This is a genomic window from Haloarcula sp. JP-Z28 (assembly GCF_011440255.1).
Lineage (GTDB): Archaea > Halobacteriota > Halobacteria > Halobacteriales > Haloarculaceae > Haloarcula > Haloarcula marismortui.
Window position 1 is genome coordinate 84,777 of sequence record NZ_JAAOHT010000003.1, and the last position, 16,279, is coordinate 101,055.

At 62.5% G+C, this 16,279-nt stretch carries 21 protein-coding genes and 2 tRNA genes; 17 read left to right on the plus strand and 6 right to left on the minus strand.

The window, feature by feature from the left end; genetic code table 11:
• Positions 1-12: 12 nt before the first annotated feature.
• From G9463_RS02760 to G9463_RS23955, 14 genes are all read left to right on the plus strand, one after another.
• Positions 13-765: a hypothetical protein gene (locus G9463_RS02760; RefSeq protein WP_165895907.1), complete on the plus strand. Its 753-nt coding sequence runs from the start codon at positions 13-15 to the stop codon at positions 763-765.
• Positions 766-791: 26 nt separating this feature from the next.
• A tRNA-Ser gene (locus G9463_RS02765) sits at positions 792-875 on the plus strand.
• 498 nt (positions 876-1,373) lie between these two features.
• Positions 1,374-2,636, plus strand: coding sequence for a PGF-pre-PGF domain-containing protein (locus G9463_RS02770; protein ID WP_165895948.1), 1,263 nt, complete (start codon positions 1,374-1,376; stop codon positions 2,634-2,636).
• Positions 2,637-2,681: 45 nt separating this feature from the next.
• Complete coding sequence (locus tag G9463_RS02775; RefSeq protein WP_004593490.1) at positions 2,682-2,981, plus strand: DUF5785 family protein; 300 nt, start codon at positions 2,682-2,684, stop codon at positions 2,979-2,981.
• 55 nt (positions 2,982-3,036) lie between these two features.
• Positions 3,037-3,375: a hypothetical protein gene (locus tag G9463_RS02780; protein ID WP_004963201.1), complete on the plus strand. Its 339-nt coding sequence runs from the start codon at positions 3,037-3,039 to the stop codon at positions 3,373-3,375.
• A 109-nt stretch (positions 3,376-3,484) separates the two neighbouring features.
• Positions 3,485-4,258, plus strand: coding sequence for a GTP cyclohydrolase III (locus tag G9463_RS02785; protein ID WP_004963204.1), 774 nt, complete (start codon positions 3,485-3,487; stop codon positions 4,256-4,258).
• A gap of 67 nt (positions 4,259-4,325) precedes the next feature.
• Entirely contained in the window at positions 4,326-4,901 is a 576-nt protein-coding gene (locus G9463_RS02790; protein ID WP_004963207.1) for a CBS domain-containing protein, read from the plus strand.
• A gap of 82 nt (positions 4,902-4,983) precedes the next feature.
• Positions 4,984-5,451 carry an N-acetyltransferase gene (locus G9463_RS02795; RefSeq protein ID WP_171814228.1) on the plus strand — a complete coding sequence of 156 codons (468 nt, stop codon included), beginning with the start codon at positions 4,984-4,986 and terminating at the stop codon, positions 5,449-5,451.
• A gap of 32 nt (positions 5,452-5,483) precedes the next feature.
• Positions 5,484-5,557, plus strand: a tRNA-Thr gene (locus tag G9463_RS02800).
• A gap of 266 nt (positions 5,558-5,823) precedes the next feature.
• Entirely contained in the window at positions 5,824-6,741 is a 918-nt protein-coding gene (locus tag G9463_RS02805; protein ID WP_370457890.1) for a hypothetical protein, read from the plus strand.
• Positions 6,734-7,327, plus strand: coding sequence for a gluconate 2-dehydrogenase subunit 3 family protein (locus G9463_RS02810; RefSeq protein ID WP_165895909.1), 594 nt, complete (start codon positions 6,734-6,736; stop codon positions 7,325-7,327). The genes G9463_RS02805 and G9463_RS02810 overlap by 8 nt, the downstream gene beginning before the upstream one ends.
• Complete coding sequence (locus G9463_RS02815; RefSeq protein ID WP_165895910.1) at positions 7,324-9,006, plus strand: GMC family oxidoreductase; 1,683 nt, start codon at positions 7,324-7,326, stop codon at positions 9,004-9,006. Before G9463_RS02810 ends, G9463_RS02815 begins: the two co-directional genes overlap by 4 nt.
• A gap of 129 nt (positions 9,007-9,135) precedes the next feature.
• Complete coding sequence (msrB, locus tag G9463_RS02820; RefSeq protein WP_004593495.1) at positions 9,136-9,540, plus strand: peptide-methionine (R)-S-oxide reductase MsrB; 405 nt, start codon at positions 9,136-9,138, stop codon at positions 9,538-9,540.
• Between the two features lie 327 nt (positions 9,541-9,867).
• Positions 9,868-10,302, plus strand: coding sequence for a hypothetical protein (locus G9463_RS23955; protein ID WP_232508546.1), 435 nt, complete (start codon positions 9,868-9,870; stop codon positions 10,300-10,302).
• On the opposite strand, the gene G9463_RS02830 is transcribed toward G9463_RS23955, so the two are convergent.
• The 6 genes from G9463_RS02830 to G9463_RS02855 all read right to left on the minus strand — a co-directional run bounded on the left by G9463_RS02830 (position 10,275) and on the right by G9463_RS02855 (position 13,243).
• On the minus strand, positions 10,275-10,532 hold the full coding sequence (locus G9463_RS02830) for a glutaredoxin family protein (protein ID WP_004963227.1): 258 nt from the start codon (positions 10,530-10,532) through the stop codon (positions 10,275-10,277). The two genes, G9463_RS23955 and G9463_RS02830, sit on opposite strands and share 28 nt — an antisense overlap.
• A gap of 65 nt (positions 10,533-10,597) precedes the next feature.
• Entirely contained in the window at positions 10,598-11,062 is a 465-nt protein-coding gene (gene ndk, locus G9463_RS02835; protein ID WP_007188260.1) for a nucleoside-diphosphate kinase, read from the minus strand.
• The gene (locus G9463_RS02840; RefSeq protein WP_004963236.1) at positions 11,062-11,412 is read right to left on the minus strand and encodes a 50S ribosomal protein L24e; all 351 of its coding nucleotides are present in this window, start codon (positions 11,410-11,412) and stop codon (positions 11,062-11,064) included. Before G9463_RS02840 ends, ndk begins: the two co-directional genes overlap by 1 nt.
• Before the next feature lie 2 nt (positions 11,413-11,414).
• A complete protein-coding gene (locus G9463_RS02845) occupies positions 11,415-11,642 on the minus strand; it encodes a 30S ribosomal protein S28e (RefSeq protein WP_004516764.1) in 228 nt (75 codons plus the stop codon).
• A gap of 11 nt (positions 11,643-11,653) precedes the next feature.
• Positions 11,654-12,016, minus strand: a complete 363-nt coding sequence (rpl7ae, locus tag G9463_RS02850; protein ID WP_004593501.1) for a 50S ribosomal protein L7Ae — start codon at positions 12,014-12,016, stop codon at positions 11,654-11,656.
• A gap of 213 nt (positions 12,017-12,229) precedes the next feature.
• On the minus strand, positions 12,230-13,243 hold the full coding sequence (locus G9463_RS02855; protein ID WP_165895911.1) for a nitronate monooxygenase family protein: 1,014 nt from the start codon (positions 13,241-13,243) through the stop codon (positions 12,230-12,232).
• On the opposite strand from G9463_RS02855, the gene tmcA reads away from it, so the two are divergent.
• The 3 genes from tmcA to G9463_RS02870 are packed head-to-tail and all read left to right on the plus strand — an operon-like array spanning position 13,242 to position 16,224.
• Positions 13,242-15,569 carry a tRNA(Met) cytidine acetyltransferase TmcA gene (gene tmcA / locus G9463_RS02860; RefSeq protein ID WP_193569513.1) on the plus strand — a complete coding sequence of 776 codons (2,328 nt, stop codon included), beginning with the start codon at positions 13,242-13,244 and terminating at the stop codon, positions 15,567-15,569. The two genes, G9463_RS02855 and tmcA, sit on opposite strands and share 2 nt — an antisense overlap.
• Positions 15,566-16,063: a DUF456 domain-containing protein gene (locus G9463_RS02865; RefSeq protein ID WP_165895913.1), complete on the plus strand. Its 498-nt coding sequence runs from the start codon at positions 15,566-15,568 to the stop codon at positions 16,061-16,063. The genes tmcA and G9463_RS02865 overlap by 4 nt, the downstream gene beginning before the upstream one ends.
• Positions 16,060-16,224 carry a hypothetical protein gene (locus G9463_RS02870; protein ID WP_007188256.1) on the plus strand — a complete coding sequence of 55 codons (165 nt, stop codon included), beginning with the start codon at positions 16,060-16,062 and terminating at the stop codon, positions 16,222-16,224. Before G9463_RS02865 ends, G9463_RS02870 begins: the two co-directional genes overlap by 4 nt.
• Positions 16,225-16,279 lie beyond the last annotated feature (55 nt).

The following is a 16,279-nucleotide window of genomic DNA, read 5'->3' on the forward strand; positions in this document are numbered from 1 at the left end:
CGAGAAGACAGTATGACTACGGTAACTGTGCTGGCTGACCCGCCAGTCGAAGGGTTCGTGTTACAGGATCTGGCGGGCGGCATCGTAGACGACGCCGAGGCCGCCGAGCTATACGAAGCCATGTTGCTCGATGTCTGTCGTGCGGTGGAGATCAGCGGTGCCGAGTTGTTAGTGAACTATCGACCTTCGGAACAGGTGCCAGACGGTGTCGACCCCGAGACCGCGGTTCGGGAGCCAGTGAAAGAGGCGCTTGAATCACCGGGCAACGCCCGATTCGAGGTCCAAGTCGGGTCGACGTTCGCTGGTCGGGTCGGGAACACAGTGACGCACCTCCTTGACCGGGAAGACGTCGCAACCGTCGCCGCCGTCGAACCGACAGCGGCACTGTTGAACCGACAACTCATCGACAGCGCGGCGATGAAACTCCGGTCCAGCGGCGTGGTTCTTGGCCCCGCTGCGGGCGGCCGCGTCTACTACGCCGGGTTCGGCGAGCCGATAGATTTCGAGGACAGCTACGCCACCCCGACAGTCGAAACTATCGGCGAACGTGCTGGAGATGCCGGCCTCGACGTGGACTTTCTCCCGCCGTCAGCCGTCCTCGAAACGCGAGCAGATCTCGAAACCATCGTGCCGCTGCTCCGGGCCCGGAACCGGGCTGGTCGGGTCGTACCGCAACGGACGACAGCGTTCCTCGATGACCTCGGGATACGTATCATTGACGATGAGGGTTCGACGACTGTGGTCAGAGAGACCGACAGGTCTTAGAAGGCCCACCCAATATGCTTGACTGCGGTGGGATGGCAGAGCGGCCTATTGCGCCTGCCTTGAAAGCAGGTATCCTCACGGATTCCTGGGTTCAAATCCCAGTCCCACCGTATTTTGCCACGAACAAACCGTGAGTGGCAAGTACGCCAGCTGGGATTTGAAGCCGACGAGTCGCAGCCCGCGCAACGACGTGAGCAGGACCGTCTCGGCTCGGTTCAAATCCCAGTCCCACCGTATTGCTCCGAGCGAATACGCGAGGAGCCGTCGGTACACACTGGCGACTTGAACCCTGCAAGTCCCAGCGCATGAACACAGCACGTGTGACATCTTGCTCTGAATGACATCGAGACCAGTAGCAACAGACTACGTGGGTGACAGACGCCACCGCGAGGCTGACAGAATTCGCTGCCTTCCGATTCGTAAGGACAGTTTTCCGGATCGAGGCAATCGGGCGGTTTTATGTCGATGGTCTGGATTATATTTGAGTAATGGTACGTGAAGAGAGGTCCCCAAAGCAGCATCTTCCGAGCCTCCTCTCGGTCTGTGTCGTTGCTCTCCTCCTTGCAGCGACAGCGGCAGGCCCTGCTGCTGCTGCACCACGACTGTTCGTGTCTGGCGCATCAAAAGAGGTAAACACGATACTGGCCGGTGAATCGGTAAACGTCACCGCAACGGTCAAGAACACCGGGAGCTCCGGGGGTGCGATGAGCGTTGAGTACGTGGCGAACGGAACAACGAAAGCAACCGAACGGGTAGCCGTCGATTCCGGGTCATCGGCAAAGCGGACACGGGCACTAACGTTTAATACGCCTGGGACATATCAGATTACGGTCAAAAGTCCAAAACGGTCGGCTGGTACCGTTCAGGTCAAGAAAGCGACTGCGATGACGATACGACAGGATGCGACCAGCCGACAGACCGAGGTCCGTGGCGGCGCGGTTCCAACGACAAAGCCATACGAAGTCGAGATGCCGAGCGCGATGAACCGGACGTTCACGGTCCAGTCATGGACTGTAAACGCATCCCAGCGGTCGTTCACACAGAACGTAACCGAGTACACAGACCCCGCGGACGCAGACATCGCGGTACCCGATAACGACGATGCATCGGTGTTCGGTGTGGTTACCGTTGGCTCGTCAGCAGGGGTTCAGCCGTCGTCGATGCAGTTCGTGTTGAACCGCTCGAACCTCCAGTCGGCCGGGATCGATGCTTCGGCGGTCCGCGTGTATCACCGTGTGAACGGGTCATGGCAAGCCGCTGAAACGAGCGTTGTTGAGGAGCGGACTGATCAAGTCGTATACGAAGCGGACACGGCGGGCGCATCGGCCTATGCGATTGGGAAGATCGAGCCTGCATTCAGCATCACGCGAACCTCAGTCGTCAGCGAGCAGGCTCCTGAGGGGCAACGGGTCGTCGTTGAAGCGACGGTCGCCAACGACGGCAGTATCGAGGGCCCCTACGACGCACAGATGCGGGTGGACGATGCGGTCGTCAACCAGACCTCGGTGACTGTGCCAGCGGACACCGAACAGACGGTGACGCTGTCGACGGTCGTGACGACGCCGGGGACGTTCCAGATCAAGTTCAACGATGTCAACGCCGGCGAGATTCAGGTAACCGAGAGCCAGGTCCAGACCGACGGAAACGGCGGCGCTGAACCAGAAACGGAACCGACGGGAACGGAGCCAGCGATCCAGACTGAACCCGCGGTTGACGGTGACGGCGGACTCGGCCCGCTTCCGGCGACAGTCATGGGTATCAGCACGATGCTGGTCATCGGCGGACTCCTCGGTGCGTTGCTGCTGTTCGGCGTCGTTATCGCGCTTCTCCGACGGGGTGGCAGCCGGAACGACAGCGGCTTCGAACTGTAGGCGGGGAGAGAAACCCTTTTTGTGCCAGTGTCCAGAGACTCGCGTATGGATTGGCCACACGATCCGGACGGCGAGGAAGGAAGCGAGGGCCGGCGCAAGTACGGTCACGCTGTGCTGGCGAAGAAAGTCGACGAGGACGAAGACTTCCCGCTGACCGCCGAGGAGTACGTCGAACAGTACGGAGACCACCCGGTTCGGATCGATTACGAGACGGTCGTTAGCGTGGCGGACATCTTCGAATACGTCGATCAAGAGGAGTTCGAGGACTTCCCGGACTTCCACAAATCGCTTGGGCGCGCGCTGCGCGAGGCGGACTGGTGGCCGTACAGACTCGAACAGGCCTGATTGTGTAGTGTGTGGGCACGACACATACTTGTGGGTGGCCGGTGTAGCGTCGCGTATGGCGACGACATCTTCAAACGGTGACCGGACCGGACACGGGCTTCCCGAGGAGGTTGTTGCTGACCTGTTGTCGAATGACACTCGTCGGCGCGCGCTCTCGATACTGGCTGACCGCGATGAGCCAGTAGTCGTGTCAGACCTCGCGGCAGCGGTTCTCGCGGTCGAGCGTGACATCGAGCCAGCAGCGGTCCCGGACACTGCGAGGGACGAACTCACCGAGGAGCTGTTCACGGAGCACCTGCCAAAACTGACGGCGACAGACACCGTCACGTACGATTCGATGGTTGGAACCGTCGAGATACAGCGCTACGATGCGGTGCCAACTACCAACCGCTAAACTAGACCGTGTGTCCGGAACTCGACACCGGTTCGGACCAGCCACCAGTCCGTTCTGCGGGTATATTCCGACAGAGCAATACCTATTGCTTCCAAACTGTCGATGGACAGTGACCAACACCCAGATCACCCATATACAGATTGATAATTACGGGCCGTGGACTGTGACGCCTGAACCCCGCCGTGAAGTCGATCTTCAGACGCTCCAGTCCCGGTTGTACGCTGACCTCGCACAGTTGGTCGGGAACCGCGACGGCTACATCTTCTTCTCGCGGTTCGACAACATGATCGCCGTAACGAACGGATTGGACGAGGCAGCACACGCACTCATTCAGGAATCCGTCGGTAATCGCTACCCCGTGACGATGAGCCTCTCTGTCGCAACGGGAACGACACCCGTCTCGGCGCTGGGAACGGCGACGGAGCAACTTCAGGAGGCCGGGAGTGCACAGGACAAGGGGCGACGAGAAGTGCTACGTGGCCAGACAATCGACGAGGAGTTCCGGAAACCGACAGACGTGCAACTTGCGCATTTCGATGTCGACGACGCCACCGAGAAGTACACCGACCAACTCAACGAGTTCGACACGTTCATCCAGATCGAGCAGGGCTACGCAGCCCTCATGAAGTATATGCGCGAGGCCCACAACTCGCTGTCGTTTTTCGTCGGCGGCGACAACGTCATCGCAGTCTGTCCGGACCTGGATGAAGCGGACTACCACGACGCAATCAGCCACGTCCGCGAAGAAGTCGACGTGGAGCTGAAAGTCGGCGTCGGACGCGGGCGGACGGCAGCGACGGCCGGGATGGATGCCAAGCACGCACTAGAAACCTGTCGGGCGACTGGCGAGGCCGTCACCATCGAAACCGAGACAAGTGAATAACTTGTGAACCACGCGATATAAACGTAGTGGAGGTATCTTTTAGACCAGTCATGTGGTAATGACACACATGAACGGTGAGGTCACTGTGCGGGAGGTTATGAACAGAGAGTACGTCGGTGCAAGCGAGTCCGACGACCTCCTTGAAACGACGGAGTTGCTGATCCGAGAGGATCAGCATCCGATTCTCGTGTTACGGGGGAACGAACCAGTCGGTGTCGCGACGGACAGAGACGTACTGGCATACATCGTCGACGGCGGTGACCCGGAGACTGCCACCGTCGGCGACGTGATGCGTGAATCCATTCCAACAATTGGCCCCGATGCTGGACTCCCGGCGGCCCGGGACCGAATGGCGACACGGTCCGCCGAGTTCCTCCTAGTAACGGCTGACGGAGAGCCGCTCGGGACGCTGACTGAGCACGATATCCTCTCGACTGCACGATTAGAGAGCGAGTCGACAGACGTCGTCGAACAGCCCTCGCCGGTTGCGACAACTGGGCAGGAAGCCACGACCGACGGGATGCAATCCGCCGCCGAGGATTCGTTCGACAGTCAGGGCATCTGTTCCGCCTGTAGCACCTTTACGCGGAATCTGGCCTCGTTCAACGGACAGCTCCTCTGTGCGGACTGTCGTGACGTCTGAGCCACTCCAGCGGCCTCTCCCCGCAAAGACGGATACAGCGGCGTAGCCGAACTGTTTTGACCGTACAACACGGAGTAGCACCGTGGAAATCGCCACCGCCTCGATGGATGACGTGGACACCATCGTCGACCTGTGGGTCCGACTGGCGGAGAGCCAGCGTGCCCACGGGTCACATCTGTTCGGGGACCGCAACCGGACCGCGGTCCGGGAGACTGTCGTACAGCGCATCGTCGCCGAGAATGTTCGTATCGCCCGCATAGACCAGCACATCATCGGGTTCGTCATGATGACTCTCGACAGTGGCCGGTACGAACAGGACGAGACGCGGGGCATCATCGAGAACATCTTCGTCGAACCGGTCCACAGGAACCAGGGAATCGGCAGCGAACTGCTCGATACAGCGGAGGAACTACTCCGCCAGGCCGGTGCAGATATCCTTGCGCTGGAAGCGATGGCAGACAATGAGTCCGCCCGACAGTTCTATCGAGCACACGGCTACGCACCACACCGAATCGAACTCGAAAAGCCGACCGAAAACGATACTCTCTAAACGGTCCCCACACAACGCAGGTATGCAACCGTGCCAGGGGAGCTTGGGTGGTCCAAGCACTCGACTTGTAATCGAGAGTTCGTGGGTTCAAATCCCACCCCTGGCTTCGGCGCTTTAATTCGGAACTGAACTGCAAAAAGACAGCCGAAGCCACCGCTTTTCGATTCGTTCCCGAAGTGTAGCCGTGACCCGTGATCGGTATCTGTGGCGCGCCCGGTTCGCTCGACACCATCCTGTTGGAATACGTGGGCACGGCTCGGAGCCAGTGTCGAGGAAGCCGTAACCGTGGATATATTTTGAATTAAATTGTGGCTAACAATACTGGAATGGCATTATTCGGGGTGTATGTGGGGGAGAGTCAATCGATTCAGGGTGGGTAGAGACGACCAAGTGACGATTACGCTAGCGGCTGTTCTCGGGTTTCTCTTAGTTGAGATAGCAACGCGGACAGCTATCTCGATGGCGTATGTCGGTGGCGCGTTCGTCGCAGCGACCGTTCTCATTGGTCCCACAACACCGCTCGGTGGCGTCGCTGGGCTCATCATCCACGACGGCTTCCATGGGACCATCGGGTACTGGACGGCAGGCACGACGGCATGGGTACTGGCTTTTGCCTGTGGAGTCGTGTGGCTCGCTAGCGGACTCTCTAGCGGTCAGGAAAGGCAGGGCCTGGAATCGATGCATCGGGTGGCTCCGGCCTACGCCGGAATCATGCTGGTCAGTGGGGTCAATGCAACAGCGTTTGGGGCATGGCTGGTAATGGTTCTGGGGGCGCAACGCTTTTACACGGCCGTTAGTGGATTCCTTCCGGGAGTTCTCGCGGCTGTTGGATTCAGCGTGTTTGGACTGGCCGCTATTGGAGCCGTCAAACGTCTCGGTAGCTATGTCGGCCAGACAGACACTCGTGGCCACTCGTTGTTCGAATCTGAGAGCCACAGACGAAACCCTAAGGGGCCGACCACTGGGACGGCTATCGGCGTGTTTTTCATCGGCACTGGGTGGCTGTGTGGCGTCTCGGCGCTCGATGTTTTCGTCCACGATCTGGGACTGTATCCGACAGCAAGCGCATTCCGCGCGTTCGTCACCGGCTTCCTCGGCAGCGGTTCGCCGATAGCTACTGTTGGGACAACCGCCCTGCTCAGTGTGTATAATTACGGTGAACTGGCAGTGGTTCTCTCAGCGCCAGTCGCGCTAACCGCTATGCTTTGGTGGTGTACCTACCACGAACAGGTCCTCTCATCCACTGTGCATGGTGTTGGGATTATCAGCGGAAGGCTGTCCAATGACTGAAAACCAGTCCGAGTCAGACGATGGCGTTCCGAGCAGACGCCAATTTCTCACAGCCCTCGGTGGCACGGCATTCGCGGCTGCAGGCTACGGATATGGCACCGACTCTCCCGAGTTATTGGCTGCCGATTCTGCGACGGAGCCTAGCTCCCATCCAGCATCGGCAGCCCACATCGACACGCTGACGGCTATCGCCAGCGCGGTGTACCCGTCAGAGGTCTCCATAGAGCGGTCGTTCATCGAGAGCCGCGTGTTTGGGCGGGTTGAACCGGAACCAGATCATTTTGACAACCTCGTTACTGCTATCGAAGCGGTCGACGATCACGCCAGCGCACGCTTTGGTGGCAGGATTGCCGACCTTTCAGCAGGGCGGCGGCGACAGGTCTTGCAGTCAATGGGCGTGACCACAGTGCATCCCACTGCTGACGGAACAACTGCGGAACGGGTCCGGTTTTATCTCGTAGGCGACCTGTTGTACGTCCTGTTTACGTCTCCTGCGGGTGGCAAACTGCTTGGGGTCGAGAATCCGCCCGGACATCCCGGTGGGCGAGAGGCATACCAGCAAGGGCCGGAGGGAGGTGAACGATGACGGCCGCAGACGACCGAACTCCGACTGAGGCTGACGTCTGTATCGTCGGGGCAGGGCCGGCTGGAGCCTTCACTGCCTACTCGCTGGCACGGCGCGGGCACGATGTCGTGGTACTCGAGGCGGGCGAACGGTTGAGTTCAGAGGACCACCACCGACGCATGGAGATGTGGCTGCGTCCGAACTTCGAACGTGACGCGTTCTGGCGTAATGGCGAACGGGATGGATACACGTCGACCGGCGACATCAATGCACGGCTTAACGAGACCCGTGTGAAGGCGGTCGGTGGCACGTCCTTACACTGGGACGCAAACACGCCGCGGCTTCACAAAGAAGACTTCGAGATGAACACGCGGTACGGGGTAGCACAGGATTGGCCGATCAGCTACGACGACCTTCAGCCGTACTACGTGCGCGCCGAACGGGAGATGGGCGTTTCAGGGGCCGATGACAACCCACACGGACCGCCGCGAAAAGAGCCCTATCCACTGACAGCGTTCGAGCCGAGCTACTCCGATTCACTGTTTGCCGAGGCCTGTGAGGAACTCGGAATCACGATGGCGTCCCAGCCGAAAGCCATCAACTCCGAGGAATACGATGACCGCTCCGAATGCGTCGGATACGGCGTTTGCAACGCCTGTCCGTCGGGGGCGAAGTACAGCGCCGAAGTCCACGTCCGGAAGGCCGAGTCAGCTGGTGCGCGGATCGTTGATCAGGTGCAGGCACTCTCCGTGGAGCACGACCGGACGGGTGACTACGTGGAATCAGTCGTCTACGCGACCCCCAACGGGCGTCAGTACCGGCAAGAGGCAGACCACTTCGTCATCGCGTGTGGCGGAATCGAAACGACGCGGTTGCTGCTGTTGTCGGATTCGGACGTGTATCCGGATGGATTAGCCAACTCCAGCGGGGCAGTCGGTCGGTACCTCATGGACCACCCTAGCGTCAGGACGACAGGGACACTCGAAGAGCCGACACGACAGAGCAATGTCGGCTGGGTTTCCAGTCGGAGCGATCAGTTCTATGCGCACGAGGAGACCGGCCCCGGGAGCTACCACCTCACGTTTAGCAACACCGCGAAGTCTACGTCAGGAGGTGCACAGTTCAGACATCCACCGACATCTCCATCGCGGTTCCTCGACATCGTTCGCAACCCGACTCCGGATGCACTGGCTGAACTCGCGACAGACCCGCTCAACGAGATGCAACTGGGTGACGCTCTTGAACTTCCGACGACTTCGGGACCACCGTATCCACTCTCGATACGTGGCGCGGGCGAGATGCTGCCGCGGCCTGACAACCGGGTCACACTGGATTACTCGAAAACTGATAACCACGGCCGACCGGTGCCGTCGATCAATCTTTCTGACGGAGCCCACGCTCAGGAGACGATGGAGCACTGTTTAGAGATCCAAAAGTCGATTCTGACAGAGCTCGGTGCCGAGATTACCGATGTGAAAACTCTGAGCGGGAGAGGAATGAGTACGCACCACATGGGAACAACGCGGATGGGTACTGATCCGGCAGAAAGTGTAGTAAACGAAGAGTGTCGGACACATGACCTCGCGAACCTCTGGATCGCGTCGTCAAGCGTATTCACCACCGCTGGAGCGAACAACCCAACACTCACGATTGCTGCGCTCGCGCTGAAGACGGCGGATCACATCGACGAGGAGCTGTGATTGCCACACTGGCAGACGCCCTGTGCGCCGCCAGAGACGGCCATTGTATGCCGCGTCTTTGCCACCGTACCGTGGTTGGCACTACCGGAGAGGTCTACGCTTTTACCGCTGGAGGGCGTACGGGAGAGCATGAGTGAATCCGAAGAAGAACTCCCGGATAACGACGAAGAGTGGCGCGAAATACTCTCCGACGAAGAGTACCGAATCCTCCGCGAGTCTGGAACAGAGCCGCGGTTCAGCAGCGACCTCATCGACGTAGAAGACGAGGGCGTCTTCACCTGTGCCGGCTGTGGGACGGAACTGTTCGATAGCGACAGGAAATTCGAATCAGAAACCGGCTGGCCGAGCTTCTGGGACGTGTATCAGGAAGGCAACGTCGAAACACGAGCGGACAACAGCCACGGGATGGAGCGAACGGAAGTCGTCTGTGCCGAGTGTGGCGGTCATCTGGGCCACGTGTTCGACGACGGACCAGAGCCGAGCGGGAAGCGGTACTGCATCAACGGCGCGGCGCTTGACTTCGAGTCAGAGTAGCGACCACCGGAACCCTTTTTTCCGTCATTGAAGTTGATACGGGTAGACGTGACTGAACATGGGACCGACGAGGCGGGCGACGACGGGGCCGGACCATCGGTCGACGAGTCGCTGGTCGATGAACCACCGACTGCGACTGCCGAATAGCCACAGCCGGAGAGTCACCTGCTAGCTGAGAGCCTCCGAACGTTTCCGTGGCTCCGCGCGGCCGGCGTCGCAGCCGGGACGCTGGCTGTCGAGTATCTGCTCGTCGCCCTGCTGTTTCTCGTCGGCCCGTCGTCGGTCGACCTGCCAGAACTGTCGGACCGACTAGTCCAGTACGGGTTCGTGCTGTACAACGCCCACCACGTGCCGACGCTGGTGACGGCATCGGACGCAGAGGTGTACGGCTCGGCCGCACGGAACGTCCTGTACGGCGCACAGGGAGCGAGCATCCCGCCGATAGTCTATTTTCTGATTCCGATTGTCTCGCTGCTTGTCGTCGGCGCGCTGTTTGAGCGCTATCGCGGCGATGCCCGGTCGGACAGCCTGCTCGAGGAAGCGGCGCTCGTCGGAACCGGCATCGGCTTCGGCTATGTCGCAACGGGATTCGCCGGGAGCTTCGTGTTCGTCCGGACGGTCATGTTCGATGGCGGCGGTGAGGGACAGGCCGCACCTGCGGTGCTATGGCTCCTCATTCTGCTGTTTTTCCTCCCACTGCTATTTGCGAGTCTCGGCGCGGCCGCTCGCTATCTCTACGCCGACTGGGCTTCGGGCGCGTAAGTCGTCTCGATAAGCTCGAGGATGCGGTCAGACTCGGCCATCGTGACGCCGCGGTCGTCATCGACTAGAACCGGGACCCCCCGCTGACCGGAGACCCGCTTCACCTCGTCGCGTTTCGAGTGTAGCGCCTCGACCCAGACGCTGTCGTACTCGATACCGAGTTCGTCCAGTCGGTCGGCAACCTTCTCACAATACGGACAGCCGTCGAGCTGGTAGAGCGTCAGGCTCATACTGGCGATACGGACGCCGTCCTCAAGGTGGTTGTGCTCGAAAAAACGCGGCGGTCGACCTGGCGTTACTCGTACAGCCAGGACGAGTCGATCTGGTCCCAGTCGACGAGTTCGTCCTCGTCGAAGAACAGCTCGATTTCGCGCTCGTTTGCGCCCTCGTCCTCGTGGTCGGAGCCGTGGATGACGTTCCGACCGAGGTCGAGCCCGTAGTCACCACGGATGGTGCCGGGAGCCGATTCGGCGGGGTCCGTCTCGCCCATCATGGTGCGGACCTGCCGAGTCGCGTCCTGACCTTCCCAGACCATCGCGAACACGGGCCCGGAGGTGATGAAATCGACAAGCCCGTCGAAGAACGGCTTGTCCTCGTGCTCGCCGTAGTGCTCCTCGGCGAGCTCCTGGTCGATCTGCATGAACTTGCCGCCGACCATCTTCAGGCCGCGGTCCTCGAAGCGGGAGACGATGTCCCCGATGAGACCGCGCTGGACGCCGTCAGGCTTGACCATCACGAACGTGCGCTCGTGCTCGGACATCAGGCCTCAGCCTCCTCAGCTTCCTCGTCCGCCTCGTCCTCAGCATCTGCGTCGGCCTCGTCGGCATCAGCTTCTTCGGCGTCAGCGTCAGCTTCTGCCTCGTCGGCGTCGGCAGCAGCTTCCTCGGCTTCGTCAGCTTCGGCTTCTTCAGCCTCGTCTTCGGCCTCACCGGCTTCACCGCGAGCGGTGTCGGTCCATTCGAGGTTGCGGGCCTCGCGGCCCAGGTCGGCGTTGTTCTCGCACTTCGAGGAACAGAAGTGCGTCGTCGCGCCGTCCTTGTGGACGAACATCGTGCCCGTGCCGGGTTCGATGTCCGTACCGCAGTAATCACATTCGCGTGTCCGGGGCATGGTTACTGCCCTCCGATGGTGTCGGCTTCGCGAGCCGTCTCGCGGAGCTGAAGCACGTCACCTTCGCGGACCGGGCCGAGAACGTTGCGCGTGATGATGCGCCCCTGATTCTCGCCTTCGCGGATGCGGCACTTGACCTGCATGGCCTCGCCGTGCATCCCCGTCCGGCCCACGACTTCGATAACCTCGGCGGGCGTGGAACCGCTGCTTTCGGATTCCTCAGCGCTCATCCGAGGTCACCTCACCGAAGCTCCTCGACCTTGTCGGCGATGTCCTCGACATCGGCGTCAGCCTCACCGGCGTCGGTGACGGCTGCAGCGGCCGAGCCGACTTCGAGCCCGGCGGCGTGACCGAGGTCGTCCTGCTGCTCGACGAAGATGAAGGGAACGCCCTTCTCGTCGGCAAGCTCCGGAATGTGCATGACGATTTCCTCGGGCTGGACGTCTTCGGCGACGAAGACGAGCTCAGCGGAGCCGCGCTCGATGGACTTGGTCGTCTCGTTTGTACCCTTCTTTACTGCGCCTGTGTCCCGGGCAACCTCGAGCGCCTCAAGGGCGTCGTCTTCGAGGTCCGCGGGAACGTCGAAATCTACGTATACTGGCATTTGTATGTTCACCTCCTGCGCGCGAGCTCAGGCTCCCCCGCCGTGTCCGGGCCGCGAGGCCCGTCACACCGTGATGGTGTGTATCCTGAAAAGGCTGGGAGCATCATCAACTCGGCGCAGGCTGTACCCCATTCTGTGCTACCGGCCCTAAAAGCGCTTTCGAAGCCGAAATCCCGTGCCAGCCCGCCACACGGGTGCTGTCGGGGGGTCTGCCTATTCCGCGGCCGCCGACGCATCGGCCAGCGCGGCCCGCGCGTCCGAGACGAGACGGGCCACCACCTCACCGGCGGGCCGGACGTCCTGTGCGAGACCGGTGCTTTGCCCGGCGTAGTGTGGCAGGGCCTCGACATCGCCGGTCATCCCCGCAAGCGGGGGCATATCAGCAAACCGACTAATCGGCTCGCCGTCGGGCATCTGTGCAATTTGTTCGGGGTCGCTGGCGTCGTCGATTTCATCTAAGTCATGTCCTGCCTGCTGTCGGACCTCGTCGGTTTCGAGGACTCGGTGTGGCTGGTCCGGCCAGCCTCGGTCGAACAGGTCGGTAAACCGCGTCGCCGTCTCTGGCGCGTCAACGATTTGTTGCCGGTATGCCTCGTTCGCGCCCGATTCTTCGGTCGCCACGAACCGAGTGCCGAACCAGCCGCCGTCAGCATCCAGCGTCAGCGCCGCCGCGAGGCCGCGACCATCCCCGAGACCGCCGGCCGCGACGACCGGGACCGGAACCGCGTCGGCCACCCGCGGGAGCAACGACATCGTCGTCACGTCGCTCTGGACGTGGCCACCAGCCTCCCGGCCCTGTGCGACTACTACGTCGGCCCCGGCGTCGACGGCAGCCTTGGCATCGGCGGCGCTCCCGACAGTGACCATCGCCGTGCCACCGGCCTCGTGGACCCGGTCGATGTACGGCCCGGCATCGCCAAATGAGAAGGAGACAACCGGTGCGCCAGCGTCCAGACAGGCGTCGAGACAGGCCGACGGCGAGAGCATGCCTGTGGACTCGTCGAGGACGACGTTGACGCCGACCACGCCGTCAGTCGCGTTTGCAGCGTCCGTGTACGCGTCACGAATCGCGTCGGCCTCGCGCCACGACATCGCCAGCATCCCGAGGCCGCCCGCGTCAGCGACTGCCGCGGCCAGGAGCGGCGTCGAGACGCTCCCGACTGGTGCCTGCACGACTGGGTGGTCGATACCGATCTCGGAACAGAGCGGGGTCTGGAGGGGAGCCATGCCGACGACTGTGTCCGGTCCGATAAAAAGCGTACCTGGGGAGCGCCGTGACCGTCAGGTCCATACTGGCGCGTCCGCCACCACCGGTATGGACATCGCGCGCTCGCTTCGAGCGGAGGCCCGCCGCGCGAACGAGCGGCGGCTACTCGTTCTGGCGGGCGACCCCGACCGAACCCGGGAGCGAGCGGCAACAGCGCTCGATTTGGCGGACGTTCCCAGCGCGGAGACGACCGTCGTCGGCCCGGAGCCGTTCCTCGACTGTGAGCATCACGAGCAGTCCCGCGCCGAGGAGCTTCTCGGCCGGACTCGGACGGCTGTCGTCCTCGATGCGCACGAGGAACTGCGGCCGGACGCGGTCGGGCGGACCGTCGGTGCCGTCGACGGCGGCGGCCTCTACGTCCTCCTCGCGCCGCCGCTGGAGACGTGGCCCGAGGAGCGCGACGGGTTCGACGCCTCGCTCGCAGTCCCGCCGTTCAGCGTCGAAGACGTGAGCGGCCACTTCCGCCGTCGGTTCGTCGAAACGCTGCGAGCACACCGAGGTATCGCTATCGTCGACGTCGACACGGGCACTGTCGAGCAGGACGGCCTGACGGACCCGCCACCGAGCCGCCCGGTTCCAAGCCCGACCCCGCCAACCGACGCGTGGTTTCGCTCTGAGACCTACGCCCAGTGTCTCACCGACGACCAGCGGGACGCGGTCCAGGCATTCGAATCCCTGCGGGACGACGGCGAGGCAGTCGTGGTCGAGGCCGACCGGGGGCGAGGGAAATCCAGCGCCGCCGGGCTGGCAGCCGGAAACCTCGCCGTCGAGGGGCGGGACGTACTGGTGACCGCGCCGCAGTACCGGAGCGCCGCCGAGGTGTTCGCGCGGGCGGGACATCTTCTGGAGACGCTCGGCGTCGAGTTCGCTCGCGACCGGGCGACGAACCCCCAGCGGCTCGACGTTGCAGGGGCGGGCTGCGTGCGGTATGCGCCGCCGGACGAGGCTGCACTGCTTCCGGATGGTCCCGACGTGGTCATCGTCGACGAGGCCGCGGCCCTGCCGGTCCGGCGACTCGAACAGTTCCTCGACGCGCCGGCGGTCGCCTTCACGACGACGGTCCACGGCTACGAGGGGGCAGGCCGGGGCTTCTCCGTCCGGTTCCGTGACCGGCTTTCCGAGAGCGACCACGCCCTCACCGACGTGTCGATGACAACGCCGATTCGATACAGCGACGCCGACCCTGTGGAGGTGTGGGCGTTCCGGGCGCTGTTGCTGGACGCGCGCCCGCCGGTCGACCAGCTTATCGAAGACGCGACGCCGGAGACCGTGGAGTACCGACAGCTGTCGGCGGCTGACCTGCTCGGCGACGAACACCTGCTCCGGGAGGTGTTTGGCCTGCTCGTGCTGGCGCATTATCGGACGGAACCCTCGGACCTGGCCCGACTGCTTGACGCACCGAACCTCACCGTCAGGGCGCTGACCCACGAAGGCCACGTCGTTGCAGTGGCGTTGCTGGCACAGGAAGGCGGGCTCTCGGCGTCGACCCGGGCTACGATGTACGAAGGCGGACGCGTTCGCGGGAATATGCTCCCAGACGTGCTATCGACACAACTCCGGGACGAAGCCGCCGGGGTTCCGGTCGGCCAGCGAGTCCTCCGAATCGCAACCCACGCTGCGGTCCGGTCCCGTGGACTCGGCTCCAAACTCCTCTCGGAAATCAGAGCGGAGTTCGCCGACCATGTGGACTGGGTTGGGGTCAGCTACGGTGCAACGCCGGAACTCGTCCGCTTCTGGGCGGATAACGGCTACAACACCGTCCACCTCGCAACCTCACGGAACGCGACCAGCGGCGAGTACTCCGTCGTGATGCTCGACCCCTGTTCCGACGACGGGGCGGCGCTCGCGGCGCGCCACAGGGAGTGGTTTCAGGACCGAATCGCGGCGGTGCTGTCGGACCCACTCGACGACTGTGACCCCGACGTGGTTCGGGCCGTGCTTCGAGCGACCGACGGCGAGCGGCCGGCATCGCTCTCGGAGTGGGAATGGCGGCTGGTTGCCGGCGTCCCCGGCGGCGCGTCGGTTCTCGACACGAACCCGAAGCCGTTCCGTCAACTCACCCGTCGACACCTGTCGCACCCAGCCGACGCGACCGCGCTCTCGCCGCGGGAGGAACGCCTGCTTGTCCGAAAGGTCTTGCAGGCACATCCATGGTCGACTGTCACCGAGGAACTGGCGTTCGTCTCTGAGCGTGAGTGCATGCGTACCCTCGGCGGAATAGTCGAAAGGTTGACGCGTCTGTACGGCGACCCTTGGGTACAGGAGGAACTCGACAGACACCTATGAACCTGCTTGGCCTCGAAGCGCTGTTGTTTGTACTCGCGTTTGCGCTCCTGATCGGCGGTGTCATCGGTAGCCTCACGCCCCAAGTCCCCGGCGCGCTCGTCTCGCTCGCCGGCGTCTATCTCTACTGGGTCGCCAGCGGCATGACCGACCCCGGGACGCTCTTGCTGGCCCTGTTGACGCTGGTTGGCCTGCTGACGTGGGCCGTCGATATCGCGGGCGGAGCCGTTGCTGCACGCGTTGGCGGGGCGTCGAACTGGACGGCAGCCCTCGCCGGCGTCGTAGCGCTCGTTCTCTTTTTCGTCACCGGCCCGCTCGGCATCCTGCTGGGCGTCGCCGGGACGGTGTTCGTCGTCGAGTTCTATCGGCAGGAGGACGCCAGAGGGAGCGCGAAGGCCGCGCTGGTAACCACCGTCGGAATGCTGGCCTCCGGCGTCGTCCAGGCCTTGCTGACCGCGTCGATACTGGTCACCATGATTGCCGTCGCGCTTCTATGACACAGTGTGCGGAGGACGGCTGCGAAAACGAGGCCGCGGTCGAACTCCACATCCCCTGGGACGCGAACCGGGACGTGTGTCCGGCCCACGCTCGCGTCTGGGCGCAGAAGGACGGCGTCGTCCCAGCGCCGATGGACGGCCACGAGGACGAGTGGCCATAGACTGCTGTCGCAGAAATTGACGCTTTAATTCACACGTAGGTACCGAGCTAAGAGG

What these genes read in the sequence shown, in the direction of transcription:
- G9463_RS02760 (WP_165895907.1), top strand. Translation starts at nt 13, where the DNA reads ATGACTACGGTAACTGTGCTGGCTGACCCGCCAGTCGAAGGGTTCGTG.
- G9463_RS02775 (WP_004593490.1), top strand. Translation starts at nt 2,682, where the DNA reads ATGGATTGGCCACACGATCCGGACGGCGAGGAAGGAAGCGAGGGCCGG.
- G9463_RS02780 (WP_004963201.1), top strand. Translation starts at nt 3,037, where the DNA reads ATGGCGACGACATCTTCAAACGGTGACCGGACCGGACACGGGCTTCCC.
- G9463_RS02790 (WP_004963207.1), top strand. Translation starts at nt 4,326, where the DNA reads ATGAACGGTGAGGTCACTGTGCGGGAGGTTATGAACAGAGAGTACGTC.
- G9463_RS02810 (WP_165895909.1), top strand. Translation starts at nt 6,734, where the DNA reads ATGACTGAAAACCAGTCCGAGTCAGACGATGGCGTTCCGAGCAGACGC.
- G9463_RS02815 (WP_165895910.1), top strand. Translation starts at nt 7,324, where the DNA reads ATGACGGCCGCAGACGACCGAACTCCGACTGAGGCTGACGTCTGTATC.
- msrB (WP_004593495.1), top strand. Translation starts at nt 9,136, where the DNA reads ATGAGTGAATCCGAAGAAGAACTCCCGGATAACGACGAAGAGTGGCGC.
- G9463_RS02830 (WP_004963227.1), bottom strand. Translation starts at nt 10,532, where the DNA reads ATGAGCCTGACGCTCTACCAGCTCGACGGCTGTCCGTATTGTGAGAAG.
- ndk (WP_007188260.1), bottom strand. Translation starts at nt 11,062, where the DNA reads ATGTCCGAGCACGAGCGCACGTTCGTGATGGTCAAGCCTGACGGCGTC.
- G9463_RS02840 (WP_004963236.1), bottom strand. Translation starts at nt 11,412, where the DNA reads ATGCCCCGGACACGCGAATGTGATTACTGCGGTACGGACATCGAACCC.
- G9463_RS02845 (WP_004516764.1), bottom strand. Translation starts at nt 11,642, where the DNA reads ATGAGCGCTGAGGAATCCGAAAGCAGCGGTTCCACGCCCGCCGAGGTT.
- rpl7ae (WP_004593501.1), bottom strand. Translation starts at nt 12,016, where the DNA reads ATGCCAGTATACGTAGATTTCGACGTTCCCGCGGACCTCGAAGACGAC.
- tmcA (WP_193569513.1), top strand. Translation starts at nt 13,242, where the DNA reads ATGCCGACGACTGTGTCCGGTCCGATAAAAAGCGTACCTGGGGAGCGC.
- G9463_RS02855 (WP_165895911.1), bottom strand. Translation starts at nt 13,243, where the DNA reads ATGGCTCCCCTCCAGACCCCGCTCTGTTCCGAGATCGGTATCGACCAC.
- G9463_RS02865 (WP_165895913.1), top strand. Translation starts at nt 15,566, where the DNA reads ATGAACCTGCTTGGCCTCGAAGCGCTGTTGTTTGTACTCGCGTTTGCG.
- G9463_RS02870 (WP_007188256.1), top strand. Translation starts at nt 16,060, where the DNA reads ATGACACAGTGTGCGGAGGACGGCTGCGAAAACGAGGCCGCGGTCGAA.